The organism is Thalassobaculum fulvum (assembly GCF_014652915.1).
In the GTDB taxonomy this organism is placed as follows: domain Bacteria; phylum Pseudomonadota; class Alphaproteobacteria; order Thalassobaculales; family Thalassobaculaceae; genus Thalassobaculum_A; species Thalassobaculum_A fulvum.
Genome location: NZ_BMZS01000002.1, coordinates 620,817 through 647,458 on the forward strand (window position 1 = coordinate 620,817; position 26,642 = coordinate 647,458).

At 71.1% G+C, this 26,642-nt stretch carries 22 protein-coding genes; 14 read left to right on the plus strand and 8 right to left on the minus strand.

Annotated features, from left to right (window positions below; all coding sequences use genetic code 11):
* Positions 1 to 34: 34 nt before the first annotated feature.
* On the plus strand, positions 35 to 1,657 hold the full coding sequence (gene groL, locus IE246_RS06175) for a chaperonin GroEL (protein WP_189988058.1): 1,623 nt from the start codon (positions 35 to 37) through the stop codon (positions 1,655 to 1,657).
* 49 nt (positions 1,658 to 1,706) lie between these two features.
* Here the strand turns inward: groL and IE246_RS06180 are convergent, their stop codons facing one another.
* Entirely contained in the window at positions 1,707 to 2,162 is a 456-nt protein-coding gene (locus tag IE246_RS06180; protein WP_189988059.1) for a universal stress protein, read from the minus strand.
* Positions 2,163 to 2,373: 211 nt separating this feature from the next.
* On the opposite strand from IE246_RS06180, the gene IE246_RS06185 reads away from it, so the two are divergent.
* Positions 2,374 to 3,123 (plus strand): hypothetical protein, encoded by a 750-nt coding sequence (locus IE246_RS06185; protein ID WP_189988060.1) that lies wholly within the window; start codon positions 2,374 to 2,376, stop codon positions 3,121 to 3,123.
* A 111-nt stretch (positions 3,124 to 3,234) separates the two neighbouring features.
* Positions 3,235 to 3,693: a YbhB/YbcL family Raf kinase inhibitor-like protein gene (locus IE246_RS06190; RefSeq protein ID WP_189988119.1), complete on the plus strand. Its 459-nt coding sequence runs from the start codon at positions 3,235 to 3,237 to the stop codon at positions 3,691 to 3,693.
* A 5-nt stretch (positions 3,694 to 3,698) separates the two neighbouring features.
* Here the strand turns inward: IE246_RS06190 and IE246_RS06195 are convergent, their stop codons facing one another.
* The 6 genes from IE246_RS06195 to IE246_RS06220 form a co-directional block, all read right to left on the minus strand.
* Positions 3,699 to 4,664 carry an ABC transporter ATP-binding protein gene (locus tag IE246_RS06195; protein ID WP_189988061.1) on the minus strand — a complete coding sequence of 322 codons (966 nt, stop codon included), beginning with the start codon at positions 4,662 to 4,664 and terminating at the stop codon, positions 3,699 to 3,701.
* Entirely contained in the window at positions 4,651 to 5,679 is a 1,029-nt protein-coding gene (locus tag IE246_RS06200; RefSeq protein WP_229836506.1) for an ABC transporter ATP-binding protein, read from the minus strand. Before IE246_RS06200 ends, IE246_RS06195 begins: the two co-directional genes overlap by 14 nt.
* Positions 5,676 to 6,587 carry an ABC transporter permease gene (locus IE246_RS06205; protein ID WP_189988062.1) on the minus strand — a complete coding sequence of 304 codons (912 nt, stop codon included), beginning with the start codon at positions 6,585 to 6,587 and terminating at the stop codon, positions 5,676 to 5,678. The genes IE246_RS06200 and IE246_RS06205 overlap by 4 nt, the downstream gene beginning before the upstream one ends.
* 3 nt (positions 6,588 to 6,590) lie before the next feature.
* The gene (locus tag IE246_RS06210) at positions 6,591 to 7,601 is read right to left on the minus strand and encodes an ABC transporter permease (RefSeq protein ID WP_189988063.1); all 1,011 of its coding nucleotides are present in this window, start codon (positions 7,599 to 7,601) and stop codon (positions 6,591 to 6,593) included.
* A gap of 130 nt (positions 7,602 to 7,731) precedes the next feature.
* A complete protein-coding gene (locus IE246_RS06215; protein ID WP_189988064.1) occupies positions 7,732 to 9,309 on the minus strand; it encodes an ABC transporter substrate-binding protein in 1,578 nt (525 codons plus the stop codon).
* A gap of 199 nt (positions 9,310 to 9,508) precedes the next feature.
* A complete protein-coding gene (locus IE246_RS06220) occupies positions 9,509 to 10,501 on the minus strand; it encodes an AroM family protein (RefSeq protein ID WP_189988065.1) in 993 nt (330 codons plus the stop codon).
* Between the two features lie 236 nt (positions 10,502 to 10,737).
* Between IE246_RS06220 and IE246_RS06225 the strand changes: the two genes are divergently transcribed.
* The 4 genes from IE246_RS06225 to IE246_RS06240 all read left to right on the plus strand — a co-directional run bounded on the left by IE246_RS06225 (position 10,738) and on the right by IE246_RS06240 (position 15,877).
* Positions 10,738 to 11,835 (plus strand): S-methyl thiohydantoin desulfurase family protein, encoded by a 1,098-nt coding sequence (locus IE246_RS06225; RefSeq protein ID WP_229836509.1) that lies wholly within the window; start codon positions 10,738 to 10,740, stop codon positions 11,833 to 11,835.
* On the plus strand, positions 11,832 to 13,388 hold the full coding sequence (locus tag IE246_RS06230) for a hydantoinase/oxoprolinase N-terminal domain-containing protein (protein WP_189988066.1): 1,557 nt from the start codon (positions 11,832 to 11,834) through the stop codon (positions 13,386 to 13,388). The genes IE246_RS06225 and IE246_RS06230 overlap by 4 nt, the downstream gene beginning before the upstream one ends.
* Complete coding sequence (locus IE246_RS06235; protein ID WP_189988067.1) at positions 13,388 to 14,077, plus strand: AroM family protein; 690 nt, start codon at positions 13,388 to 13,390, stop codon at positions 14,075 to 14,077. The genes IE246_RS06230 and IE246_RS06235 overlap by 1 nt, the downstream gene beginning before the upstream one ends.
* Positions 14,078 to 14,584: 507 nt before the next feature.
* Entirely contained in the window at positions 14,585 to 15,877 is a 1,293-nt protein-coding gene (locus IE246_RS06240; protein WP_189988068.1) for a hydantoinase/carbamoylase family amidase, read from the plus strand.
* Positions 15,878 to 16,031: 154 nt separating this feature from the next.
* Here IE246_RS06240 and IE246_RS06245 read toward each other — a convergent pair whose 3' ends face one another.
* The gene (locus IE246_RS06245) at positions 16,032 to 19,910 is read right to left on the minus strand and encodes a hydantoinase B/oxoprolinase family protein (protein ID WP_189988069.1); all 3,879 of its coding nucleotides are present in this window, start codon (positions 19,908 to 19,910) and stop codon (positions 16,032 to 16,034) included.
* A gap of 322 nt (positions 19,911 to 20,232) precedes the next feature.
* Here IE246_RS06245 and IE246_RS06250 point away from each other — a divergent pair, with 322 nt between their 5' ends.
* From IE246_RS06250 to fdxA, 7 genes are read left to right on the plus strand one after another with little or no spacing between them, the layout of a single operon-like run.
* Positions 20,233 to 21,273 (plus strand): ABC transporter substrate-binding protein, encoded by a 1,041-nt coding sequence (locus IE246_RS06250; RefSeq protein ID WP_189988070.1) that lies wholly within the window; start codon positions 20,233 to 20,235, stop codon positions 21,271 to 21,273.
* A 10-nt stretch (positions 21,274 to 21,283) separates the two neighbouring features.
* Complete coding sequence (locus IE246_RS06255; RefSeq protein WP_189988071.1) at positions 21,284 to 22,099, plus strand: ABC transporter ATP-binding protein; 816 nt, start codon at positions 21,284 to 21,286, stop codon at positions 22,097 to 22,099.
* Positions 22,099 to 22,932: an ABC transporter permease gene (locus IE246_RS06260; protein WP_189988072.1), complete on the plus strand. Its 834-nt coding sequence runs from the start codon at positions 22,099 to 22,101 to the stop codon at positions 22,930 to 22,932. Before IE246_RS06255 ends, IE246_RS06260 begins: the two co-directional genes overlap by 1 nt.
* Before the next feature lie 34 nt (positions 22,933 to 22,966).
* Positions 22,967 to 24,319 carry an FAD-dependent oxidoreductase gene (locus IE246_RS06265; RefSeq protein ID WP_189988073.1) on the plus strand — a complete coding sequence of 451 codons (1,353 nt, stop codon included), beginning with the start codon at positions 22,967 to 22,969 and terminating at the stop codon, positions 24,317 to 24,319.
* Complete coding sequence (locus tag IE246_RS06270) at positions 24,316 to 25,497, plus strand: CaiB/BaiF CoA transferase family protein (protein ID WP_229836512.1); 1,182 nt, start codon at positions 24,316 to 24,318, stop codon at positions 25,495 to 25,497. The genes IE246_RS06265 and IE246_RS06270 overlap by 4 nt, the downstream gene beginning before the upstream one ends.
* The gene (locus tag IE246_RS06275) at positions 25,497 to 26,273 is read left to right on the plus strand and encodes an enoyl-CoA hydratase-related protein (RefSeq protein ID WP_189988074.1); all 777 of its coding nucleotides are present in this window, start codon (positions 25,497 to 25,499) and stop codon (positions 26,271 to 26,273) included. The genes IE246_RS06270 and IE246_RS06275 overlap by 1 nt, the downstream gene beginning before the upstream one ends.
* A complete protein-coding gene (gene fdxA, locus IE246_RS06280; RefSeq protein WP_189988075.1) occupies positions 26,273 to 26,599 on the plus strand; it encodes a ferredoxin in 327 nt (108 codons plus the stop codon). Before IE246_RS06275 ends, fdxA begins: the two co-directional genes overlap by 1 nt.
* Positions 26,600 to 26,642 lie beyond the last annotated feature (43 nt).

Here is a 26,642-nt window from a genome sequence, read left to right on the forward strand (position 1 = left end):
GCGACCGGGGTTCGCGAAGCAGAGGAGGACCTTGATGGCACACAAGCAGGTTCTGTTCCGTTCGGCGGCGCGGGAGAAGATCCTGCGCGGCGTGACGCAGCTGGCCGACGCCGTCCGCGTCACCCTCGGCCCGAAATCGAAATCGGTGCTGATCGAGCGCAAATGGGGCCCGCCGCTGGTGTGCAACGACGGCGTGACCATCGCCAAGGAGTTCGACCTCAAGGACCCCGAGGAATCGCTGGGCGCCCGCATGCTGCGGCAGGCCGCCGAACGTACTGGCGACGTGGTCGGCGACGGCACCAGCACCTCGACCATCCTGGCGCACGCGATCTTCGCCGACGGGGTGCGCAACGTGGTGGCCGGGGCCAGCGCCATCGAGCTGAAGCGCGGCCTGGAACGCGCCTCGAAGGCGGCGATCCAGGCGTTGCACGAGCTGTCACGCCCGGTCAGCTCGCGCCTGGAGAAGGAGCAGGTGGCGACGATCTCGGCCCACAACGACCCGCAGGTCGGCGAGCTGGTGGCCGAGGCGATGGAGAAGGTCGGCGGCGACGGCGTGATCACGGTCGAGGAATCGAAGACCACCGAGACCGCGCTGGAGGTGGTGGAGGGCCTGCAGTTCGACCGCGGCTACGTGTCGCCGTACTTCGTCACCAACCCGGACAAGATGGAGGCGGTGGTCGAGGACGCGCTGGTGCTGCTGTGCGACCGCAAGATCGGCAGCCTGAAGGACCTGATCCAGCTGCTCGACCAAGTCGCCAAGTCCGGCCGGCCGCTGCTGGTGATCGCCGAGGACATCGAGGGCGAGGCGCTGGCCACCCTGATCGTCAACCAGCTGCGCGGCGTGCTGAAGAGCTGCGCGGTCAAGGCGCCGGGCTTCGGCGACCGCCGCAAGGCGATGCTGCAGGACATCGCGATCCTGACCGGCGGCATGGTGATCTCCGAGGAGACCGGCCAGACCCTGGAGGCGGTGACCCTAACCGACCTCGGCCGGGCCGCGCGGGTGGTGGTCGACAAGGACAGCACCACGGTCATCGGCGGCGCCGGCGAACGCGCGGCGATCGACGGCCGGATCGAGCAGATCCGCCGCGAGATCGACAACGCCACCAGCGACTACGACCGTGAGAAGCTGCAGGAACGCCTCGCCAAGCTGGCCGGCGGGGTGGCGGTGATCCGGGTGGGCGCGCCGTCCGAGGCGGAGATGAAGTCGAAGAAGGAGGCCCTGGACGACGCCATCAGCGCCACCAAGGCGGCGGTCGACGAGGGCATCGTTCCCGGCGGCGGGCTGGCGCTGCTGCGCTGCGTGACGGCGGTCGCCAAGGAGGAGGAGTCCTGCGAGGGCGACGAGCGCACCGGGGTGCAGATCCTGCGGCGCGCCCTGGAGGCGCCGACCCGGCAGATCGCCGAGAACTCCGCGGTCGACGGCGGCGTGGTGGTCGCCCGCATGCTGGAAGGCGCCGGCGCCTACGGCTTCGACGCCGGCCGCAACCGCTACGTCGACCTGGTGGAGGCCGGCATCATCGATCCGACCAAGGTGGTCCGGGTCGCCCTGGAGAACGCGGTGTCGGTCGCCAGCACCCTGCTGCTGACCGAGGCCACCATGACCGAGATCCCGGAACCGAAGCCCGAGGTCCCGGGCCAGCCGGGCATGGAGTTCTGAGGGCTTGGGCGACCGCCCCGCCGGTTCCCCGCGGGGCGGTCGCTGGCGTCTAGCGCACGACCAGGCAGTTGCAGGGGGCCGCGTGCAGCACCTTGTGGGTCACGCTGCCGAGCAGCAGTTCCTGAATGCCGGTGTAGCCCCGGCTGCCCATAACGATCAGGTCGACCCCGCGATCCTTCGCCACGTCCGCCACCACCCGGCCGGGATCGCCCTCGACCACCAGCCCTTCGACCTCGGTCGGACCGTTGCCCCGGGCCGTTTCGACCGCCGCGTCGACGGTCGCCTGGGCCGCCGCGCGCCGCAGCTCCGCATCGGTGACCCGGACGTGCTCGACCCGACGGTAGGCCTCCAGCTCCTCGGGCATGACGTCCAGCCCGTGCCGGCGCTGCGCGTTCAGGATCAGCAGCCGGGCGCCGTAGTCGCGCGCCATGCCGCAGGCCACGTCGAGGGCCCTGGCCGCGTTCGGCGATCCGTCGGTGGGGTGCAGGATGAGCTTGATGTCCATGGCGCATCTCCCGGTTGAGCCGCCGGCTGCGTCCCGGAACGGACGCCCGGCGACCGGCACCGTATCCGCCGCGGCGGCGGAGCCGCCTTGACCTCGCTCAACCCGGGCGTGCCCGGGGTCGACGCGGCCCACCGGTTGATCTGCCGCAACGCAGGCCCGGAGGCGGCGTGGCAGAACCGTCGCCGCGGACGAAGGCCACGAGGAGCAGCCGATGATCGACAATCTCGCCGAGGCGCTGCGCGCCCTGAAGGACGGCGGAGCCGACGAGGCGCCGGTGCTGGCAGCCGACGAATTCGCGGCGCGGTTCCATGGGCTGACCCTGGACCAGGTGGTGACGCTCACCGGCCTGCCGGCGCTCGCGGTCACCGCGATGCTGCGGACCCCGCAGGGTGCGGCCGTCGAGCGCTGCCTGGTCGACGGGCGGGCCGGGCAGAGCCGCCAGGCCCTGGCCCGCAGGCTGCTGCTCGACGCCGAGCTGGACGGCGAGACGGTGGCCCGCGAGGTCCTGGAGTTCGAGGCCGGCGTGCTGCGCGACCGGCTGGTCCGCGACCGCGACGACATGGTCTATCGGGCGTCGGACGGGCGGCCGGTCGTGGACGCCGACCTGACGGCCGTCCTGCGCGGCCGGCATCACCCGGCCCCGCCGGCCGAGGCCCCCGAGCACGCCGGAGGGCCGATCCGGCCGGTCACGATCGACGACCCGGTGGCATTCTCCGGTGCGGTCGGCGAAATGCTGCAGGGCCTCGCCGCCCTGCACGCCGGCAACCGCACGGCGTTCGGGGCCCTGCGCACCCTGGCCGCCGGCGCCAACCGGGACGACGCCGACGCGATCGCGGCGATCGAAGCCCTGGCCGCGGGTGCCGAGCAGGTCGAGGCGGTCGTGGCCCGACTGCAGCGACAGGCCACCACCCTGCTGCGACTGGTCGACGGCGCTGCCGCGTCGGCCGAACCGCAACTTTGATCTGCATCATCGCGCCCGACCGAGGCAGGGGGATCATTCCTCACCAGTGATCGGGCGGCCGAGCGGCACGAGGCTTCAACCGGATCGGGGAGGAGGACGGGTTCCGTGGCCATGCGACTCGAAAGTCCTTCCTTCCAGGACGGCGCGGCGATTCCCTCGGGTCATGCCTGCGACGGCGACGACCTGTCGCCGGCGCTCCTCTGGAGCGGCCTGCCGCGGGACTGCCGGAGCCTGGCGATCGTGGTGGAGGACCCCGATGCCCCACGCGGCACCTGGCACCACTGGGGCGTATTCGACATTCCGCCGACCGAGACCGGGTTACCCGAGGGATTTCCGACGACCGCCCGGGTCGGCAGTTGCCGCCAGGCCACCAACGATTTCGGCCGGACCGGCTATGGCGGGCCGTGCCCGCCGCGCGGTCACGGCGCCCATCGCTATCGCTTCCGTCTGTTCGCGCTGTCGGTCGAGCGTCTGGCGCTCCCGAACCAGCCGACCTGCCCCGAGCTGAAGGCCGCCATGGCCCGGCATGCGCTCGAGGAGGCCGTGCTGACCGGGCTGTACGAGCGCTGACGGCGTTAGGTTCGCGCGGCGTCGGCGAACAGGTGGCAGCGCACCATGGCGTCGCCGTCGCGCACCTGCGGCGGCTCGTGCCGGTCGCAGACACCCGGGATGAACGCCGGGCAGCGCTTGTGGAACCGGCAGCCGGGCGGCAGGTCGACCGGGCTCGGGATGTCGCCCTGCAGCGGCGACCCGCGGTCCGGCTGCACCGCCTGCGGGTACGGAACGGCCTTCAGCAGCGCCTGGGTATAGGGATGGCGGGGGTTGCTGAACAGCGCCTCGGTCTCGCCCTCCTCGACGATGACGCCCAGATACATCACCGCGACCCGCCGGCACAGGTACCGGACCACAGCGAGGTTGTGAGAGATGAACAGATAGGTCAGTCCGAGGTCGGCCTGCAGCTTCTTGAGGAACTCCAGGATCTGCGACTGCACCGAGACGTCGAGCGCCGAGGTCGGCTCGTCGAGGATCAGCAGCTCCGGCTCCAGCGCGATCGCCCGGGCGATGCACACCCGCTGCTTCTGCCCGCCCGACAGCTCGTGGGGGTAGCGGTACAGGAACTGCCGCGACAGCCCGACGATCTCCAGCAGGGCCGCCACCCGGGCCGTCAAAGCGGCGCCGCGCAGCGGGGTGTGCAGCACCAGCGGCTCGGCGACGCTGCGCAGGATGGTCATGCGCGGATTGAGCGCCGAGTGCGGGTCCTGGAAGATCATCTGGGCGGTGCGGCGCAGCCGCCTCTCGGCCCGGCGGTCGAGGCGGGTCATCTCCTCGCCGCCGATCTCCAGCCGGCCGCCGGTGATCGGCACCAGGTGCAGCGCCGCCTTGCCGATCGTCGACTTGCCCGAACCGGATTCCCCGACCAGCCCGAACGCCTCGCCCTTGCGCAGCCGCAGGGTGACGCCGTCGACCGCCTTCACCACCACCTTCTCGCCGCGGCGGCGCGAGACGTCGAAATGCACCTTCAGGCCGTCAAGCGCCAGCATCAGCCGCCTCCATCGCGCGCCAGCAGGCGACCCTGTGCCCGTCGGCCACCGCCGTGGTCGGCGGTGGCCGCAGGCAGTCGTCGCCGGCCAGCGGGCAGCGCCCGTGGAAGCGGCACCCGGCCGGCGGGTCCAGCAGGTTCGGCAGGGAGCCCGGGATGCTGGACAGGCTTGCGGCCGGCCGGCCGGGATGCGGGACCGCGGCCAGCAGGCCGCGGGTATAGGGGTGTGCCGGGTGGTCGAACAGCCGGGCCACCGGGGCGTCCTCGACGATCTGCCCGGCGTACATGACCACCACCCGGTCGCAGACCGACGCCACCACGCCCAGGTCGTGGGTGATCATCACCACCGACAGGCCGAGGTCGCGGCGCAGCTCGCCGATCAGGTCGAGGATCTGCGCCTGGATCGTGACGTCGAGCGCGGTCGTCGGCTCGTCGGCGATCAGCAGCCGGGGCCGCCCGGACAGCGCCATGGCGATCAGCACCCGTTGCCGCATGCCGCCGGACAGCTGGTAGGGATAGCTGTCGAGCTGGCGCTCCGGGTTCGGCAGATGCACCCGGCGCAGCATCTCGACCGCGTGGTCGCGGGCCCGCTCCCGGGTCATGCGCTCGGCCCGCGGCCGCGCGCGCTGGTGCGCCAGGATGACGTCGACCAGTTGGGTGCCGATGCTGAACACCGGGTTCAGGTAGGTCATCGGGTCCTGGAAGATCATCGCGATCTCGTTGCCGCGGATCGCCCGCATGCGCCGCTCGCCGACCCGCAGCAGATCCTCGCCGTCGAACAGGATCCGGCCGCCGCGCACCCGGGCCGGCGGGCTCGGCAGCAGCCCCATGACCGACTTGGCGGTCACCGACTTGCCGCAGCCGGTCTCGCCGACGATCCCGAGCGACTCGCCGGGGGCGAGATCGAAACCGATGCCGTCGATCGCCTTGTAGACGCCGTCGAAGGTGTCGAACTCCAGGCGGAAGTCCTGCACCGACAGCAAGGGCGCCGGCCCTGTCATCGCGGCCACGCTCATTCGCGGTGCTTCGGGTCGAGGATGTCGCGCAGCCCGTCGCCCAGCAGATTGAAGCCGAGCACCGTGACCGCGATCGCCACCCCGGGGAAGAACGAGTACCACCACCAGTCCGGCAGGTAGGTGCGCGCCACCGAGATCATCGCGCCCCACTCCGGGAACGGCGGCTGCGCGCCCAGCCCGAGGAAGCCGAGGCTGGCCGCCCCCAGGATCGCCATGCCCATGTCCATCGACGCCTTGACCATGATCGGCGAGGTGCAGTTCGGCAGGATGTGCACGAACACGATGCGCAGGCTGCTGGCCCCCATGGAACGGGCGGCCTGCACGTAGATCTCGTTCTTCAGGGCCAGGGTCTTGGCCTGCACCAGCCGGACGTAGCCGGGCCACCAGACCAGCGACAGCGCCAGCATGGCGTTGACGATGCCCGGGCCGAGCGCGCCGACGATGGCGATCGCCAGCACCAGGCCGGGCACCGACAGGAACACGTCGGTCACCCGCATGATCGCTTCCTGGACCCAGCCGCCGACGAACCCGGCGATCATGCCGAGCGGCACGCCGATCAGCATCGCCACGCCGGTGACGATGCAGGCGATCTGCAGGGTGACCCGGGTCCCCAGCACCACCCGGGTGAACACGTCGTTGCCGACCTCGTCGGTGCCGAACCAGTGCACCGCGTCCGGCGGCTGCAGCTTGATGTCGAGATGGATGGCGCCGGCGGCGTCCTCGGGGAACGGCACGATCCACGGGCCGATCGCCGCGGTCGTCAGGAACAGCAGCACGATCGCCAGGCCGAGCATCGCCGAGCCGTTGCGCGCGAAGGTGCGGGCGTACAGCCGCAGCGCGCGGATCGTGCCGGCGTGCCGCTCGGCGAAGCTCGGCGCCAGGGCCGCGTCCTGTGTCCCCGCGGCCATCGGCTACACCTGCTCCCGCACCCTCGGATCGAGGATGCCGTAGATCAGGTCGATGACGAAGTTGGTCATCATGAAGAAGAAGCCGAGAACGATGGTCGCCCCCATGATCGGCTCGAAGTCGGAGCTGATCGCCGCCTGCACCGCGTACAGGCCGATCCCCGGCCAGTCGAACACCGTCTCGACCAGCACGGTGCCGCCGAGCATCCAGCCGAACCGCAGGCCGATCATCGCCATGGTCGGCAGCATCGCGTTCTTCAGCGCGTAGACGGCGACGATCCGGAAGGTCGACAGCCCGTGGGCGCGGGCGTTGACGATGTAGTCCTGATTGAGGGTCTCCAGCATCTCGGCCCGGTTGACCCGGATGATCGAGGCCAGCGCCGGGAAGCACAGCGCGACCGCCGGCAGCACGATGTGGTGCAGGCCCTCGACGAAGGTCGAGAACTGGCCGCGCAGCAGCGAGTCGACCAGCAGCAGGTGGGTGATCGCCTGGGGCGGGTCGGTCATCATCTCGATGCGCCCGCCGAGCGGGAACCAGCCGAGGTGAAGGGCGAAGTAGAGCTGTGCCATCAGCCCGAGCCAGAACATCGGCAGGGCGACGCCGGAGACCGTCAGGATCCGGATCGTGTGGTCGATCGGCCGGTTCTGGTAGACCGCCGCGACGACGCCGAGCGGGACGCCGAGCGCGACCGCGATCAGGATCGAGAACATCACCAGCTCGAAGGTGTTGGGGAAGTACGTCACCAGGTCGTCCCAGACCTGGCGAGTGGTATGGATCGACTTGCCCCAGTTGCCGGTCAGCAGCCGCTGCAGGTAGATCGCGAACTGCTCGTACATCGGCCGATCGAGGCCGTACTCGACGCGGTAGCGCTCGATCATCGCCCGGTCGGCGTCCGGCCCGGCGGCCAGGGCGGCCGGGTCTGCCGGGGCGATGTGCGATATCGTGAAGGTGATCGCCAGCAGCCCCAGCAGCATGAAGACCATCAGCACTGCACGCCTGAGCGTGAAGCGAAGCATCTGCGGGGACCTCGGCGTTACGGTTCCACGACACCCATCACCAGCCGCCAGGACGCCGCCGCGAGGGGGCGGGGCCGGGCGCCTGGTGATGGGGGGCGGGGACGGCCCGGCCGTCCCCGCCCGCGATCGGTCACTCGATGTACAGCGGGTAGAAGTCGACTTCCTCGGTCATCCGGACCGGGCTGTACTCGTAGCCCTTGACCCAGTCGCGATAGGCGATCCGCCGCTCGCGCATCATCCCGAAGATCTCCGGCTGCAGATCGACGATCTTCTTCTGGATCTCGGCGTACATCGGCTCGCGCTTCGCCCAGTCGGTGGTGAAGCGGGCCTCCTCGATCATCTTGGTCAGTTCGGGATCGTCGAGCCAGTGGACGCCGTAGTACGCACCCTGGCTGGACGGGTGGTACTGGATCGCCACCGCGTCCGGGTCGATCGACACCGGCGTGGCGAAGATCGCGATCATGTCGGGCGAGGTCTCGACCTTGGAGCCGCGCGCCACCATGTTGGCCCAGGTCAGCGGGACCATCTTCACGGTGATGTTCAGCTCCTTCAGGCTGTCGATCAGGATCAGCCCCATCAGCCGCTCCTCCTCCAGCCCCTGGACGTAGACGTATTCCAGCTCGATGCCGCCGTTCGGGTGCTTCGACTTGGCCAGGAACTCCTTGGCCTTCGCCATGTCCTTGCGGGGCATGCCGGGGACGTCGATCTTGCCGAGGATCGCGTCGGTGAACGGGCTGGACTGCAGCACCGCCCGGCCGTTGTAGATCTTGATCAGGGCGTCGTAGTCGAAGGCGTAGGCGACCGCCTTGCGCAGGTTGATGTCCGAGGTCAGCTTGCCCTGGGTGTTGAACTTGATGCCGAAGGCGGTCAGCGCCGGCTGCGTCGAGGTGACCACGCCCTTGGCCTTGGCCACCTGGTCGAACTCGTCCGGGCTCAGCCCGGTCACCAGGTCGGCCTCGCCGCGCATCAGCGCCGCGCGCTGCGCCGAGGACTCCCGGATCAGCTTGTAGATGATGCCGCCGAGCTTGCCCTCGAAGCCGCGCCAGTAGCCGTCGAACCGCTCGAGCTCGTAGAGCGTGCCCTGCTCGACCCGCTTCAGCCGGTAGGGGCCGGAGCCGGCTTCGTTCTCGATCAGCCACTTCTGGCCGAGGTCGCCGTCGACCTCGTTCGCCAGCACCTGCTTGGGGTTCATGATGTACCACCAGGGCAGGAACGAGGTGAACGGCGCGAACGGGCGGTCGAGGGTGAAGGTGACCGTCTGCGCGTCGACCGCCTTGATGTTCTCGGCCTTCAGGAAGGCGTTCAGCATCCACGCCGGGCCCTTGCCCAGCTTGAGGGTGCGCTCGAACGACCAGCGCACCGCCTCGGCGTCGACCGGGTCGCCGTTGTGGAACTTGGCGCCCTTGACGAGGTGGAAGGTGTAGGTCAGGCCGTCGTCGCTGACGTCGTAGGATTCCGCCAGCCACGGAACGATCCGCGGCGGCGTGTCGACGTACTTCAGCAGCGCGTCGTACATCGCCTGCTGCATGGTGCGGATCGAGGCGTCGTACTTGACGCTCGGGTCCATGGTCGGCACCGCCTGGCGCTGCGCCGTGACCAGGATCTTCTGGCCGTCCCGCCGCTCGAAGGCTTGCGCCGAGGGCGAGGCGATCGCGAAGCTCGCCGCCGTCAGGCCGGCGACCAGGGCCACTCCGATGAGCTTTCTCATGTGCATCCCCCTGTTGTCCGTCGTCGGCCGCGCTCCACGGCCGTCCGGTCCGGGACCGACGCCGGCGGCCTCCCAATCCCTTCGAGTCCTGTCGATTCTGCGTTCTTCGACGCATTCGGGAGGGAAAGTCTAAGCCAGAACCGCGGACCGAGTCCTATACGCGCCGCCACGTAGCCGGCGCCGCTCGACTTGCCGACGGTCAGAACTCGGACAGGCTGTCGACCGTTCGCACCAGGTCCGCCATGGTGCTGAACTCCATCTTGCCCATCATCCGGGCGCGGTGGATCTCGACGGTCCGGAAGCTGATTCCGAGCCGGAAGGCGATCTCCTTGTTGGCCAGCCCGTCGGCCACCAGGAACATGATCTCGCGCTCGCGCTGGCTGAGGGTGCGCAGCCGGTCGCGCAAGGTACCGTTATGGGGGGCGCCGTGGGTGCGGGGGGCGCCGTGGACTGCGTTGCCGCACGGGCCGGCCAGCCGGTCCAGCGCTTCGCGGATCGCGCTCGCCACCAGGTGCCGGGCCATCACCACCGGCTTTCCCGAACGATCGGCGACCGCAGCCCGCTCGGCCTCGGCATAGGTCACCGAGTGCAGGACCAGCAGGTCGCAGTCGCGCAGCTCGTCGATCGCGGTCTCCAGGGCGACGGCGTCGCCGGGCCGGGCGACCGCCGGCCGGATCATGCCACGCCGCGTGCCCCGGAACGCCACCATGTCGCCCTGGCTCTCCAGCGACAGCACGATGCCGACCCGCAGGCCGCTGTCGACGAAGGTCTCGATAGCGCGCGCCACCACGCGGTCGCAGAAGATCGTGGTCCGGGCGATCGCCGGCGGCTCGCCCAGCAGGGTCGACATCAGCACCACCAGGTCGACGTCGGCGGCGGCGATCTCGGCGTAGATCCCGCGCATCCGGTCGCTGGTCCAGTCCAGCGACAGCACCACGTCGCTACCGTCGCGCAGCCGGGTCAGCAGGGCCGGGTGGCCGGGCGGCGGCGCCAGCCGGGCCATGTCGCCGGCCGGGACGTCGTCCAGCACGCCGAGCTCGAGGACCTCGATCGGCCGGTCGGCGAGCTTGCGGAGTTCGGGAACCACGTCGCTGCGCGGGGTCTGGCCGAGCGTGACGAAGGCGACGCGCTGCACGGAGGCGGCGGACCGGGGGTCCGCCTGGGTCGCTCCGAACGCCGCCTCCTGGCTCAAGGACGGTCCTCCACCGGGATGTCGAAGGTGGAATGGTAGGAGCCGACCGGCGGCGGATCAAGCGGGCCGGGCCGTTTGCCGGGACCGTTCCCCGCGTGGCGACCCGTACGGGCCACTGCGTATTGGGGACGCCGCCGCCTCGCCCATAATATTCGCCGCGGTTTCCGGACTCTCGACCGACGCGGAGTTGCCCCGTGCCAAGCGCCTCAGCCCCTGACGTCCCGATCGGCGGCCGCGTGCCTCTCCCGCCGCGCGTGCTCACCATCGACGACGTCGAGGCGCTGGCACTGGGCGCCTGGATCCTCGGCACCGGCGGCGGCGGCGACCCGTACCACAAGCTGCTGAACGTGCGGGAGCTGTACCGCAAGGGCCACACCGTCACCCTGATCGACCCGCTGTCGCTGGCCGACGACGCCCTGGTCGCGGTGCTGTCCAACATGGGCGCGCCGCTGGTCGGGCAGGAGCGGCTGGCCGACGCCGCGTTCGCGACCAAGCCGGTACGGACCATGGAGACCTATCTGGGGCGCAAGTTCGACGCCGTCATGTCGCTGGAGATCGGCGGCGGCAACGGCGTGCACCCGCTGATGGTGGCGGCGCTGACCGGCTACCCGGTGGTCGACGCCGACACCATGGGCCGGGCCTACCCCGAGGCGCAGATGACCAGCGTCGCGGTCGCCGAGCTGCAGTGCTGGCCGTTCGCGCTGGCCGACATCCGCGACAACGAGGTGATCATCCCGCGCGCCGCCAGCTGGAAGTGGATGGAGCGGATCAGCCGCAAGGCCTGCGTCGAGGTCGGCTCGGTCGCCGCCACCTGCAAGGCGCCGCGCACCGGCCGCGAGGTCAAGGACCACGGCATCCTGTACACCACCACCAAGGCGATCGACCTGGGCCGCGCCGTGCTCGACGCCCGCGCCCGCCACGCCGACCCGGTCCGGGCGATCCTCGACGCCTGCGCCGGCAAGCTGCTGTTCGCCGGCAAGGTGGTCGACGTGGCGCGCCGGGCGACCGAGGGCTTCCTGCGCGGCCGGGCCGAGATCGACGGGCTCGGCGGCGATGCCGGCCGGCGCTTCACCGTGCATTTCCAGAACGAGTTCTCGGTCGGCTACCTGGACGGCGAGCCGGTGGTGATGACCCCGGACCTGATCTGCGTGGTCGACAGCGTCAGCGGCGACGGCATCGGCACCGACGTCATCCGCTACGGCCAGCGGGTGTCCGTGCTCGCCCTGCCCGGGCCGGAGGTGTTCATGAGCCCGAAGGGGCTGGAGGCGGTGGGCCCGCGGGCCTTCGGCTTCGATCTCGATTTTCGATCCGTCTTTGCGGAGGGCGCCCGATGAAGCGCATCGGCATCGACGTCGGCGGCACCAACACCGACGCCGTCCTGGTCGACGGCGGCACCGTGGTCGGTGCCGTCAAGACCGCCACCACCGACGACGTCACCGGCGGCGTGCGCACCGCCCTGCGCGACCTGACCGCCCAGGTCGGCGGCGCCATCGCCGGCACCGCGGCGGTGATGATCGGCACCACCCACTTCATCAACGCGGTGGTCCAGCGCCGCCACCTGAACCGGGCGGCCGCCCTGCGGATCTGCCTGCCGGCCTGCGCCAGCCTGCCGCCGATGGTCGACTGGCCGCGCGACCTGGCCGCGCTGGTCGACGGCGGCGCCTACCTGGTCGAGGGCGGCCACGAGTACGACGGCCGGCCGCTGATGCCGCTCGACGAGGCCGCGGTCGCCGAGGCCGGCCGCCGGATGCGCGCCGACGGCGTGACCGCGGTCGCCGTGACCTCGGTGTTCTCGCCGCTGACCAGCGCGTTCGAGGACCGGGCCGCCGAGATCCTGCGCCAGGAGCATCCGGATCTGCGCATCACCCTGTCCAGCACCCTCGGCCGCATCGGCCTGCTGGAACGCGAGAACGTCACGATCCTGAACGCCTGCTTGCAGGATCTGGCCGGCGAGACGGTGCGCGCCTTCGAGACCGCGATCGCCGAGAGCGGGCTCGACGCCCCGCTGTTCATCACCCAGAACGACGGCACCGTGGCCAGCGCCGCCATCGCCCGCGAGCAGCCGGTGTTCGGCTTCGCCTCCGGCCCGACCAACTCCATGCGCGGGGCGGCGTTCCTGTCCGGCATCGACGACGCCATGGTGGTCGACGTCGGCGGCACGACGAGCGACGTCGGCTGCCTGCGTGCCGGCTTCCCGCGCGAGGCCAACAACGTCGTGCAGGTCGGCGGCGTCCGCACCCTGTTCCGGATGCCGGACGTGCTGTCGATCGGCATCGGCGGCGGCACCGTGGTGAAGCAGGACCCGCTGACCGTGGGGCCGGTCAGCGTCGGGCACCGGCTGACCCGCGAGGCCCTGGTGTTCGGCGGCGATACCCTGACCCTGACCGACATCGCGGTCGCCGCCGGGATCGCCGAGATCGGCGATCGCAGCCGGATCGCCGCCCTGCCCGCCGCTCTGGTGCGCGAGACCGTCGAGACCGTGCACCGGCGGCTGGCCGAGACCGTCGACCGCATGAAGTCGGACGCCGCTGCGGTGCCGCTGCTGGCGGTCGGCGGCGGCGCAATGCTGACGCCGGACCGGATGCCGGGCATCTCCGAGGTGGTGCGGGTCGAGCATTTCGCGGTCGCCAACGCGGTCGGCGCCGCCACCGCCCAGGTCAGCGGCGAGGTCGACCACGTGTTCCGCGACATGGACCGCGACGCCCTGCTGCGCGAGGCCGAGACCATGGCCCGCGAGCGCGCGGTGGCGGCCGGCGCCGACCCGGCGACCCTCAAGGTCGTCGACATGGAGGATTTGCCGCTCGCCTACCTGCCCGGCAACGCGGTGCGCGCCCGGGTGCGCGTGGTCGGCGACATCGTGGCGGAAGGCATGAGGAGGGCCGGATAGTGAGCAATCCCAGGATCGGGCCGAGGATCGGTGCCCTGGTGGTCGGGCAGAGCCCGCGGCCGGAGGTCGAAGCGGTGATCCGGGACCTCGCCGGCGGCCCGGTCGACCTCGACCTGCGCGGCTGCCTGGATGGCCTCAGCCGGGCCGAGATCGACGCCATCCCGCCGGAGAGCGACCCCGACACCCTGTTCACCCGGCTGCCGAACGGCGACGGCGTGAAGATCAGCAAGCGCCACGTGGTGGCCCACGGCACCGCCCAGCTCGAGGCGCTGTCTGCCGCCGGCTACGACGTCACAATGGTGATGTGCACCGGCGAGTTCCCGGACTGGCTCGGCAAGTACCCGGTGCTGTTCCCGTCGCGCACCCTGAACGCCATGGTGCGCGGCTGCCTGGCCGAGGGCGGCCGGCTCGGGGTGTTCACGCCGCTCGCCGAGCAGTGTGCGAAGAGCCGCCCGCGCTGGCGGGAGGCCGGCTACGACGCCGAGGTGGTGGCGCTGTCGCCGAACGCCGGCGAGGCCGAGATCCGCGCCGCCGCCGAGAGCCTGCGGGCCCACCGCCCGGAGCTGCTGGTGCTCGACTGCATGAGCTACACCCGCGACACCAAGCGCATCGTCCGCGAGGTGCTCGGCGCCCCGGCGATCCTGGCGGTGTCGAGCGCGGTGAGGACGGCGCTCGAGCTGGCGGGGTGAGGGGGTGCGGGCACCCGGCCCCTGCCCTTCTTGGCCCGCTCTCGCACCGGGATGCGCCCGGGTCTACAGGCTCGCGAGCAACGTCAGGCGATCGCGACTGTCGCCGCGCGTGGGTCCCGGCTCTCCGCGGCTTCGCCGCTGCGGCCGGGATGAGGGATCATGGGCATATTCCTACCCCCTCATCCCGGCCGGAGCGGAGCGCAGAGCCGAGACCCACGCCCCGGTGACAATACATCGAATTCTTTCGACTACCCGCTGGAGTGCACACCTCGGAAATCCGGTGCGGAAATCCGGTGACAGTGCACTCAATCTAGGGGAATTCCGGTGACAGTGCACTCAATCTAGAGATGAGTGCACTGTCACCGAATTTCGGTAACGGATTTGTCGAGAGTCTCGGCGCATGAACCGCGAAGGGCCGGCCCGAGCCGCCCGCGACCGTCCGTGTTGCCCCCCACCGCCCCGGCGCGCTCTACTTGCGTCTCCCGCCGCGTTCGAACGGAAGCCCCCATGCCCAGTCCCGACCCGATCGCCGTCGGCCGTGCCGTCGACGCCCGCACCGATTTCGCCGCCGCCCTGTTCGAGACCGCCCGCGAGGCCTCGCGCGACGTCGAGGGCGTCACCCGGCCGGCCTGGAGCGATCTCGACATGGCAGCGGCCCGCCAGGTCGAGGCGGCGGCCAGGCAACTCGACCTCGAGACGAGCTGGGACCCGGCCGGCAACCTGCTGGCCACCCTGCCGGGCCAGGACCGCAGCGCCCGCCGGGTGCTGACCGGCTCGCACGTCGACAGCGTGCCGCGCGGCGGCAACTACGACGGCCATGCCGGCGTGCTGGCCTCGCTGACCGCGCTCGCCGCGTTCCGCGACCTCGGCTGGACGCCGCCCTGCGACATCACCGCCATCGCCATGCACGGCGAGGAGAGCGTGTGGTTCGGCACCGCCTATCTCGGCAGCAAGCTGGCCTGCGGCACCCTGCCGGACGGCGACCTCGACCGGCTGCGCCGCGCCGACACCGGCCAGACCCTGGCCGAGTGCATCGCCGGCTGCGGCTTCGACGTCGCCGCCCTGCGCGCCGCGAAACCCTGGATCGACGCGTCCAACACCAAGGCCTTCCTGGAGCTGCACATCGAGCAGGGACCGCTGCTGATCGACGCCGACCAGCCGGTGGCGATCCCGACGGCGATCCGCGGCAACGTGCGGTTCCCGGATGCCCACTGCCTCGGCCGCTACGACCACTCCGCCGCCTGCCCGCGGGCCTGGCGCCAGGACACCGCGCTGGCCACCGCCGAGCTGATCTCGCGGCTCGAGGCCTGGTGGATCGAGCAGGAGCAGGCCGGCGTGCCCGACACCGTGTTCACCGTCGGCAAGCTGTTCACCGACGCCGCCGAGCACGCCATGACCAAGGTGCCGGGCCGCATGGACTTCACCCTCAACTTCGGCGGCACCACCAACGACTTCCTGGAAACATCGGCGGTCCGGATCGCCGAGCTGGCCGCCGAGATCGCGGCCCGCCGCGACGTGCGCTTCGAGCTCGGCGGCCGGGTCGGCTCCCGGCCGACGCCGCTCGACCCGGGGCTGCGGGCGGCGCTGATCGCGGCGGCCGAGGCCCAGGGGATGCAGCCGCAGGAGTTCGCCACCGTCGGCCACGACACCGCTGTGTTCGCCGGCGTCGGCATCCCCGGCGCCATGGTCCTGGTGCGCAACACCAACGGCAGCCACAACCCGCACGAGGCCATGGCGATCGAGGACTTCATGGCGGGGACGCGAACGATGGCGGCGGCGATCGCCGCGGTGGCGGGATAGGTCGACGCCCCGCTGCTTCTCGCGGCGATGGGTCCCGGCTCGCCGCGGCTTCACCGCGCCGTCCGGGATGAGGGGATTGAAAGTCACCCCACTGCCCTCATCCCGGCCGACGCGAAGCGGCGAGCCGGGACCCATGCCGGAAGCCGGAAAGCCCCTACTCCGCCGGCTCGGTCTCCCTCGCCTCGCCCTTGCGCAGGCGGTCGCTGGCGACCCGGTCGATCCGGCCGTCGGCGCCGACGATGCAGCCGTAGTCCCGCCGCGCGCCCTCGGGGGTGACGTAGCCCTCGTCCAGGTCGGCCTGGACCTCGTCGTAGCCGCGGGTCAGCGGGTCGCCGAAGCCGGAGCCGCCGGAGATCCTGAGCTCGGCGAACTGGTCGACGCCGGTCAGGCTCGACAGCGCGCCGACGCCGACGTCCCGCGGGGTCTCGCCGAACCTGCCGACCAGCCCGGCCGACGGCGCCCCGGCCTTTCCGCCGAACAGGCCCTGCACCCGGGTCAGCACGCCGTTCGGGTAGATCCCGACCTGGCACGGCCGGCCGTCGTCCTGCAGCTTGCGGGTCGACACCACCTGGCCGAGCCCGCCGCGCTTGCGGCCCGGGCCGCCGCTGTCGACCATCAGCGCCTTCTCCAGCACCAGCGCCGGCACCCGGGTCTCGAACAACTCGACCGAGGTGTTCGCGGCACTGGTCGGGTACAGCAGCGCCGACTTGCCGTCGCCATGGGCCGAGGCGCCCTGGCCGCCGCCCTGGAACAGGTGGTCGCTGTACACGATGCCGTCCGGCCCGATGCCGTAGAACAGCGCGCTCGACGGCAGGCCGGTGAACGCCTGTACCCGGTCGGGTGCCGCGTCGGCCAGCGCGCCGAACACGTTCGGGGCGATGTACCAGCCGGTGCGGGTCCGCATGTTCACCGACAGCGGCCGGTCGCAGTTCAGGATGCTGCCGGCCGGCGCGTCGACCCCCATCGGCCTGTAGCAGCCGGCGTTGCCCGGCACATCCGGTGAGAAGATGCACTTCAGCGGGTAGGTGGCGTGCGCCTTGGTGTAGGTGAGCGTGCAGTTGCTGCCGCCCCGGTCCATCTGCGGCGGCGCGCCGTCGAAGCTGATGTCGACCCGGTCGCCCTGGATCGACACCTGGATCGGGTAGGTCATCGCCTGGTCGAGGCCGTCGCCCTGGACGATGTGCTCGTAGATGCCGTCCGGCACCGAGCGGATCGCCTGGCGCATGGCCGCCTCGGCCCGGCGCTGCACGACCGCGGCCAGCGCCTTCAGGTCGTGCATGCCGTACTCTTCCATGAACTCGCCGATGCGCTCGGCCCCGGTCATGCCCGAGGCGACCAGGGCGTGCAGGTCGCCCAGCACCTGGTCCGGGCGGCGGACGTTCTCGCGGAACAGCTCCAGCAGGTCCTCGTTCGGCTTGCCGGCGCGGAACAGCTTCATCGGCGGGATCTGGAAGCCCTCGTCGTAGATCTCGCGGGCGTTCAGGCTGTCCTTGGTGCCGCCGATGTCGGACACGTGGCCGACCACGCCGACGAACGCCACGACGCGGCCCTCGCGGAACACCGGCACCGCGACCGCGATGTCGAACAGGTGGCCGGCGCACAGCCACGGGTCGTTGGTGACCAGCACGTCGCCCGGCTCCAGCGTCTCCGGCGGGAACCGCTCGATCATCGCGTTGACCGCGATCGGCAGGGTCAGGTTGAACACCGGCATGGCGCGCGGCGAGTGCACGATCTGCTTGCCGTCGGCGTCGAGGATCTCGCAGGCGAAGTCCTGGGCCTCGCCGATGATCAGCGAGAACGCCGTGCGGATCACCGTGTGCCAGCACTCCTCGGCGACGTTGATCAGCCGGCTCCACATGATCTCCAGCCCGACCGGGTCGGCCTCGATGCGGGCGATCGCGTCGTCCAGCGCGGTGTCGGCGCCGACCAGCACCTGGCCGGCCTTCAGCTCGGCCAGCGACAGGCGGAGATTGAACTGCTCGTCGACCCGGACCGTGCAGGCGTCCGGCACGATGGTGGTGGCCTCGCGCTCCTCGACGATCGCCGGGCCGGCGACGGTCTCGCCCGGCCGCAGGGAATAGCGGTCGTAGACCGGTACCTCGGCCACCTCGCCGCGCTCCGGCACCCAGGCCTTGCGGTGACCCTTGAGGGCACGCTCGGCCGTCGAGCCGCCGGCCAGCCGGGTCGACAGCTCGGGCGCCGGCCCGGTGCACACGACCCGCCAGTTCAGCACCTCGATCTCGGCGCCGTCGTACAAATGGGTGTAGCGGCGCTGGTACTCCTCGGTGAACGCCGCGACCATGGACGGCAGGTTGTCCGGCGACAGCGGCTCGCCCGGCATGGTCACCGACAGCTCGTGCATCTGGCCGCGCAGCCGCATGTCGGCCTTGCGCTGGACCGTGACACCGGACGCGGCGCCGGCATCGGCCAGGCGCTGGCGCCCCTCGGCCTCCATCTCCGCCAGCATCGCCTCGATCGCGGCATAGTCCGGGTCGGCGATCCGCACCGGGAACGAGCGCGCCATCTCGTAGCTGACCGGGGCGCCGAGGAAGCCGAGCGCCGAGGCCGCACCCGAGGCCGGCGGCACCACCACCTCGCGCATGCCGAGCTTGCGGGCGACCCGGGCGGCGTGCAGCGGACCGGCGCCGCCCATGGCGACCATGGCATAGCCGCGCGGGTCGCGGCCCTTCTCGACGATGTGGACGCGCGCGGCGCCGGCCATGTTCTCGCTGACCAGGTCGTAGATCCCCCAGGCCGCCTCCAGGGTCGACAGCCCGAGCCTGCCGGCCAGCCCCGCCACCGCGGCCTCGGCCGCCGCGACATCCAGGCTCATCCGGCCGCCGAGGAAATAGCCGGGGTCGAGGTAGCCCAGCAGCAGGTTGGCGTCGGTGACGGTCGGCTGGGTGCCGCCGGCGCCGTAGCAGGCCGGCCCCGGGTCGGCGCCGGCGCTGTCCGGCCCGACCTTCAGCAGGCCGAGGTCGTCGACGCGGGCGATCGAGCCGCCGCCGGCGCCGATCTCGATCATGTCGATCACCGGCGCGAACACCGGGATGCCGCTGCCCTTCTTGAAGCGGTGCACGCGCCCGGCCTCCAGCATCGGCGCGATGTCCGGCTCGCCGTCCTGGATCAGCGCCGCCTTGGCCGTGGTGCCGCCCATGTCGAAGGACAGCACGTCGGGATGGCCGATCGCCCGGCCGATCAGCCCGGTCGCCTGGGCGCCGCCGGCCGGCCCTGATTCCAGGAACCGGATCGGCAGCTCGGCCGCGGTCTCCGGCGCGGTCAGCCCGCCCGACGACTGGATCAGGTGGAACCGGCCGGTGAAGCCCTGATCCGCCAGCGCCGCCGACAGCTTGGCGACGTACTCCGACATCAGCGGCTGGACATAGGCGTTGGCCGCGGTGGTCGAGCTGCGCTCGTACTCCTTGATCTGCGGGTGCACGTCGCTGGAGGCCGACACCGCCACACCGGGGAACTCGGCCCGGATCAGGTCGCGCACCGCCCGCTCGTGCGCCGGGTTGGCGTAGGCGTGGATGAAGCAGACGGCGATCGCCTCGGCGCCGTCGTCCAGCAGCGCCCGCACCTCGGCGCGCACCTGCTCGAGGTCCACCGGGGTGACGACCCTGCCGTCGCGGTCGACCCGCTCGTCGATCTCTCGGCGGCGGCGGCGCGGCGCCAGGGCGTCCGGATAGGTCAGGAACAGGTCGTGGATGTCGTAGCGCTGCTCGGTGCCCATCTCGAGGATGTCGCGGAACCCGCGCGTGGTCAGCAGGCCGAGCCGGGCGCCCTTGCGCTCGATGATCGCGTTGGTCGCCAGCGTGGTGCCGTGCACGACGTGCCCGACCGCCGACATGCTCAGCCCGGCGGCGTCCAGCAGCTCGCGCATGCCCTGCAGGGCGCCGACCGAGGGGTCGGCCGGCGTGGTCAGGCATTTGTGCAGCCGCAGCGCGCGGTCATCCTCGTCGAGCAGGACGAAGTCGGTGAAGGTGCCGCCAATGTCGAAGCCGATCCGGTAGCGCGCAGTCGCCGATGCCATGCCAACGCCTCCTGTTCCGGGTGCCGCCGGTTCCGGGTGCCGCCGGTTCCGGGTGCCGGCAGGCACCGCGGGCGCGCGAACCCTCGCATTTTGCGACTCTAGGATCGGCCACCGGGACTGCAAATACGGGCGAGCACTATTCGGCCGGCGGCGGACATCGCACACACGTTGCCGAAACAGCAACGCGTCGTCAGAAAAATTGATCTTTGGCGAACGCTTGCCGGGGAGAATACTCCCCGCACCGAACAATCAGAGATGCGTCCGATCGAGACGCATCCGTCCCAGGGTGTCGCTTCCACTGTAGGCAGGGGAGACCGAAGTCATGACCAGTGAATCCCGATACCAGACCGTTTCGCGGCGCACGCTTCTGCAGGCCGCCGGCGCCGCCGCACTGACCGCCGGCGGCGGGCTGATGAGCGCGCGCGCACTGGCCTCCGGCAAGACCGCGCTGAACCTCCAGCTCGGCTGGCTGATCGGCGGCAACCAGATCGGCGAGGTCTGCGCCAAGCAGCTCGGCTACTACGCCGCCGAGGGCATCGAGCTGACGATCCAGCCGGGCGGCCCGAGCATCGACGGCGTCGCCATGGTGGCGTCCGGCCGCTTCGAGATCGGCCAGCTGTCGTCCAGCCCGTCGCTGATGCTGGCGGTCTCCCAGGACATCCCGATCCGCTGCTTCGCGGTCGGCGCCCAGCAGCACCCGTACACCTTCTTCTCGCTGTCGAAGAATCCGGTGCGCGAGCCGAAGGACCTGATCGGCAAGAAGATCGGTATCCAGAAGACCGGCATCATCCTGCTGCGCGCGCTGTTGGCCAAGAACGGCATCGCCGAGGACAAGGTCGAGATCATTCCGTCCGGCGGCGACATGTCGCCGCTGATGACCGGCCAGGTCGACGTGTTCACCGGCTGGCAGACCAACACCACGGCGCTGAAGGTGCTGGGCGACCAGCGCGTCGACATGAAGCTGTGGGACACCGGGGTGCGGCTGTACGGCCTGCCGTACTACGCCACGGTCGACACCCTGACCAAGCACGCCGACACCCTGAAGAAGTACATCGCCGCCACCGCCAAGGGCTGGCAGTACACCCACGAGAACCCGGACAAGGCGGTCGACCTGCTGGTCAAGGAGTATCCGAACCTGAAGCGCGACGACGAGCGGCTGGCGGTCGACGTCATGCTGAAGTTCGCGTTCAACGGCAACACCAAGGCGAACGGCTGGGGCGCCATGGACCCGGCGGTCTGGCAGGACCAGATCGACCAGTACGCCTCGCTCGGCCAGTTCTCCAAGCGGGTGCCGAAGCTCGACGAGGTGATGACCCTCGACCTGCTGAAGGCGACCGAGCAGAGCCGCCCGCGGATCGGCTGAGGCCGGGGTGATGGTCACCCAGGCTGCCCTTCTCGATCCGGCGGTCGCCGAGGCCCCCGGGGCGCCGGCGATCCGGTGCGACGACGTGGCGGTGCGGTTCATCACCGAACGCCGTACCGTCACGGCCCTGGAGAACGTGTCGTTCGAGATCGCCGAGGGCTCGTTCCTGTCCCTCCTCGGTCCGTCCGGCTGCGGCAAGTCGACCCTGCTGCGCGTGGTCGCCGACCTGGTACCGCCGACCGAAGGACGGGTGACCGTGCTCGGCGGCAGTGCCGAGACGGCACGCCGCGACCATGCCCTCGGCTTCGTGTTCCAGGACGCCGCCCTGCTGCCCTGGCGCACCGCCATCCAGAACGTCTCCCTGCCGCTCGAGGTCGGCGGCCGCTCGGTGCTGCCGCCGGGTTCGCCGACCCCGACCGAGCTGCTCGCCCTGGTCGGCCTGTCCGGCTGGGAGAACGCCTATCCGCACGAGCTGTCGGGCGGCATGCGCCAGCGCGTGTCGATCGCCCGCGCCCTGGTCGGCGGCCCGAAGGTGCTGCTGATGGACGAGCCGTTCGGGGCCCTGGACGAGATCACCCGCGACCACCTGAACGAGGAGCTGCGGCGGATCTGGCAGGAGACCGGGACCACCATCCTGTTCGTCACCCACTCGATCTACGAGGCGACCTTCCTCGGCCAGACCGTACTGGTGCTGGCCGCCAATCCCGGGCGGGTGCGTGAGATCGTGCCGATCGACCTGCCGGCCGACCGCACCCTCGACATCCGGGAGACCGACCACTTCATGCGCATCGCGGCGCGGCTGCGCCGGCTGCTGGGAGAAGCGTGATGGCCGACGTGGCGATCCTGCAGAGCGGCCAGGGCATCGACGCCGCCGAGGCCGAGTACCGGGCGGCCCAGCGCCGGCGCCGGCTGCGCCGCCGCATCATGCCGGCCGCCGGCGTGCTGTCGGTACTGGTGCTGTGGGGCCTGCTGGTCTACGGGTTCGACGTGCCGCCGTTCGTGGCGCCGTCGCCGTTCGCGGTGGCGCAGACCCTGGTCGAGAACGCCGGGATGCTGCTGGCCAATCTGTGGCCGACCGCGCTCGAGGCGGTCCTCGGCTTCCTGCTCGGCAACGCGGCGGCGATCGCGATCGCCACGGTGTTCGTGCACAAGAAGACCGCCGAGGAGGCGTTCTTCCCGGTGGTGGTGCTGATCAACACCATCCCGGTGGTCGCCAAGGCGCCGATCCTGGTGCTGCTGCTCGGCAACGGCATCGAGCCGAAGATCGCCATCGCCGCGCTGATCTGCTTCTTCCCGACCCTGGTGAACATGGTCCGCGGCCTGGAATCCGTGAACCCGCAGGCCATGGAGCTGATGCGGGTGCTGTCGGCCAGCCCGCGCGAGGTGTTCTTCAAGCTGCGGGTGCCGACCGCCCTGCCGTACCTGTTCTCGGCCCTGAAGATCGCCGCCTCGACCGCGGTGATCGGCGCCATCGTCGGCGAGTGGATCGGCTCCACCGTCGGCATCGGCGCCCTGATCATCCAGGCGACCTACAACTTCGACTCGGCCCTGCTGTACGCCACGGTGATCGTCGGCTCGACGTTCAGCGTGCTGTTCTTCCTGGCGATCACCGGCCTGGAGCGCCTGGTCGTGCGCTGGCAGGCGCCGGTCGTCGCCTGATCCCCTTCACCTCGACTACCGGGAGTGTGACGCCATGGTCGCATCGGACCGCATACGGGACAGCCACGGGGAGGCGCCGGTCGTCGCCCGTTCAGACGTCGTCGTGGTCGGCGGCGGACCGGCCGGGTTCTCGGCCGCCATCGCCGCCTCGCGCCTCGGCGTGAAGGTCACGCTGGTCGAGCGCTACCCCTATCTCGGCGGGCTGGCGTCCGGCGGGATGGTGCTGGTGCTCGACGACATGCACAACGGCAACGAGATCACCACCACCGGCATCTGCATGGAGATGATCGAGCGCCTGGAGAAGCTCGGCCTCGCCGTGTACCCGCCGGAGGAGGACCGCCGCCAGGACTGGGAGATGTGGCGCAAGTGGTCGCGCTGGGGCGCCTTCGACTTCCGGGCGCACACCAAGCCGCACCCGATCGTGTTCGCCGCCGCCTTCGATCCCGACGGCTGGAAGCGGGTGTCCAACGACATGATCGCCGAGTCGGCGGTCGACCTGCGCCTGCACTCCTGGTTCTCGCGGGCGATCGTCGAGGACGGCCGCATCAAGGGCGTGGTGTGCGAGACCAAGGCCGGGCCGCAGGCGATCCTGGGCGACGTGATCATCGACGCCACCGGCGACCTGGACGTCGCAGCCGCGGCCGGCGCCCCGCACTCCAAGGGCAACTACATCGTCACCACCGTGTTCCGGCTCGGCAACGTCGACACCGACAAGGCCGAGCGCTTCCGGTTCGAGGATCCCGACGCGTTCGCCCAGGTCGAGCGCCAGGCCAAGCGCGTGATGGGCGGGTCCTGGGACCTGTGGTGGCTGAAGACGCCGCTGCCCGGGATCGTGTGGTGCAACTGCCCGCACATGCCGGGCTTCGATGCGCTGGCGGTCGAGAACCAGACCCGCGCCGACTTCGAGGGCCGCAGGCGGATCTACGCCCTGGTCGACTTCGTGCGCGCCAACACCCCGGGCTTCGAGAACTGCTACGTGGTCGACGTCGCCCCGCAGCTCGGCGTGCGCACCACCCGGCTGCTCGAAGGCGAGTACGTGGTGACCAAGGAGGACGTGGCCGACCGCGTCCACTTCCCGGACACCGTCGCCCGCGGCCGCGACTACTACACCCCGTACCGCGCCATGCTGCCGAAGGGCGTCGACCAGCTGCTGGTCGCCGGCCGCCACTACTCGGCCACCGAGGCCGCCCAGAAGCAGTCCCGTGAGATCCCGCCCTGCATGGCGATGGGCCAGTCGGCCGGCGTCGCCGCGGCGCTGGCGATCGAGCAGGGCATCCGGGTGCGCGACGTCGCGCCCAAGCAGATCTGCGCCAAGGTCCGCGCCCAGGGCGGCGACCCCGGGGACCGGCCGTCCGCCAACGCCCGTATTCTGGAGACCATCGAGTGACCGATACCCCGCAGCCAGCCCCCCAACTGCCACTGGATGGCGTCACCGTCGTCGACTTCACGCAGGTCATGATGGGGCCGTGCGCGACGCAAATGCTGGCCGACTACGGCGCCGACGTGATCAAGATCGAGCGTCCCGGAACCGGCGACCTGTCGCGCACCGCCTTCCCGAACGACCCGGCCGGCCTGCTGGGTCCGGTGTTCTGCTCGCTCAACCGCAACAAGCGTTCCGTCGTGCTCGACACCCGTCGGCCCGAGAACAGGAACGCGGTGCTGCGGCTGATCGAGCGGAGCGACGTGGTGGTCAGCAACTTCCGCGCCGGCGTCATGGACCGCATGGGCTTCGGCTACGACGCGCTGTCCAGGCTGAACCCGCGGCTGATCTTCGCCGAGGGCTCGGGTTACGGGTCGAGCGGGCCGTACGCCTACAAGGGCGGGCAGGACCTGCTGGCCCAGGCGATGACCGGCGTGATGTACCGGCGTTCCGCCCCGGACGTGCCGGTCACCGTGCCCGGCGTCACCTTCGCCGACTACTGCGCCGGCATGCACCTGGTGCAGGGCGTGCTGCTGGCCCTGCTGCAGCGCGACAAGACCGGTCGCGGCCAGCGGGTCGAGGTGTCGCTGCACGATTCCATGCTGGCGGCCCAGATGCAGGAGGGCACCGCCCACCTGATGCGCGGCGCCGAGGTCAACTGGGCTTCGATGCCGCTGTCGGGGGTGTTCGAGACCAGCGACGGCGCCCTGGTCATGGTCGGCGCGTTCAAAGCCGACCCGCTGGGGGAGATCGCCAAGGCCCTCGACCTGCCTGAGCTGGCGACCGACCCGCGGTTCGCCGGCTTCGACCTGCAGATGCGCAACCGGCCGGCCCTGCAGGCGATCTTCCGCGAGCGGTTCCGGCAGAACGACACCGCCTACTGGATCGGCCGGCTGGAGGCCCAGGACCTGCTGTGCGCGCCGGTCCGGTCGCTGGCCGAGGCGCTGGAGGACGAGCAGGTCGCGGTCAACGGCATGGTCCTGGAAGCGCCCGGCAACGCCGAGACGGTGCGCGCCATCGGCTCGCCGGTGCATCTGGCCGACGCGCCGGTCGGCATCCGCATAGCACCACCCCATCTCGGGCAGCACACCGGCGAGGTGCTGGCCGAGCTCGGCCTGACGCTCGCCGAGACGGGCAGCGACTGATGCCGGTCCGCTACCAGCTCGACGGCCACGTCGCCCGGGTCACCATCGACCGGCCGCAGGTGCTGAACGCCATCGACGCCGAGGCCGAGGCCGAGCTGCAGGCGATTTGGGCGCGCATCGAGGCCGACCGCGAGGTCCGGCTGGTGGTGCTGACCGGGGCCGGCGACCGGGCGTTCTGCGCCGGCGCCGACATGAGCGCCGGCGGCGGGCTGTCCGGCCTGGAATACTGGGCGGCGACGCGTCCCGGCGGGTTCGGTGGCATCGCGCTGCGCGATACCCTCGACGTACCGGTGATCGCCCGGGTCAACGGCCACGCGCTCGGCGGCGGGCTGGAGATGGTGCTGGGCTGCGACATCGTGGTGGCGGCCGAGGAGGCGACCTTCGGCCTGCCCGAGCCACGGGTCGGCCGGCTGGCGCTGGACGGCGGCATGGTGCTGCTGCAACGCCAGATCCCGTACCGCCACGCCATGGGCATGCTGTTGACCGGCAGGCGGATCGCCGCCCGGCAGGCAGCCGCCTTCGGCCTGGTCAACGAGGTGGTGCCGCGGGCCGAGCTCGACGCCGCCGTCGAGGCCTGGGTCGAGGACATGCTGGCCTGCGCGCCGCTGTCGCTGCGAGCCGTCAAGCAGTCGGTCCGCCGGACCGCCCACATGGCCGCCGCCGAGGCCCAGGCCCAGCGGCTGCCGGCGGTGGTCGAGGCCCTGCAGTCGCGCGACGCCGACGAGGGCCCCCTCGCCTTCCGCGAGAAGCGAAAGCCGGTCTGGGAGGGGCGCTGATGCCGTTCGTGATCGCCTCCGCCTGCATCGACGTCAAGGACACCGCCTGCCTGGAGGTGTGCCCGGTTGACTGCATTTACGAGGGTGGGCGCACCCTCTATATCCATCCGGAGGAATGCATCGACTGCGGGATCTGCGAGACGGCCTGCCCGGTGGCGGCGATCCATGCCGACGATCGCCTGCCCGAGGAAGAGCGGCCCTTCCTGCAGATCAACGCCGAGTTCTTCGGCCCCGCGGTTACCGGTTGGGGGTCGCCGGGTGGACGCGACGCACGCTACACGACCGAGCTGGACCATCCGGCGGTGGCGGTCTGGCCGCGTGGCTGACGTGGTGCTGGGCGGAAATCGGACGCACCTCGCCGCCATGCCC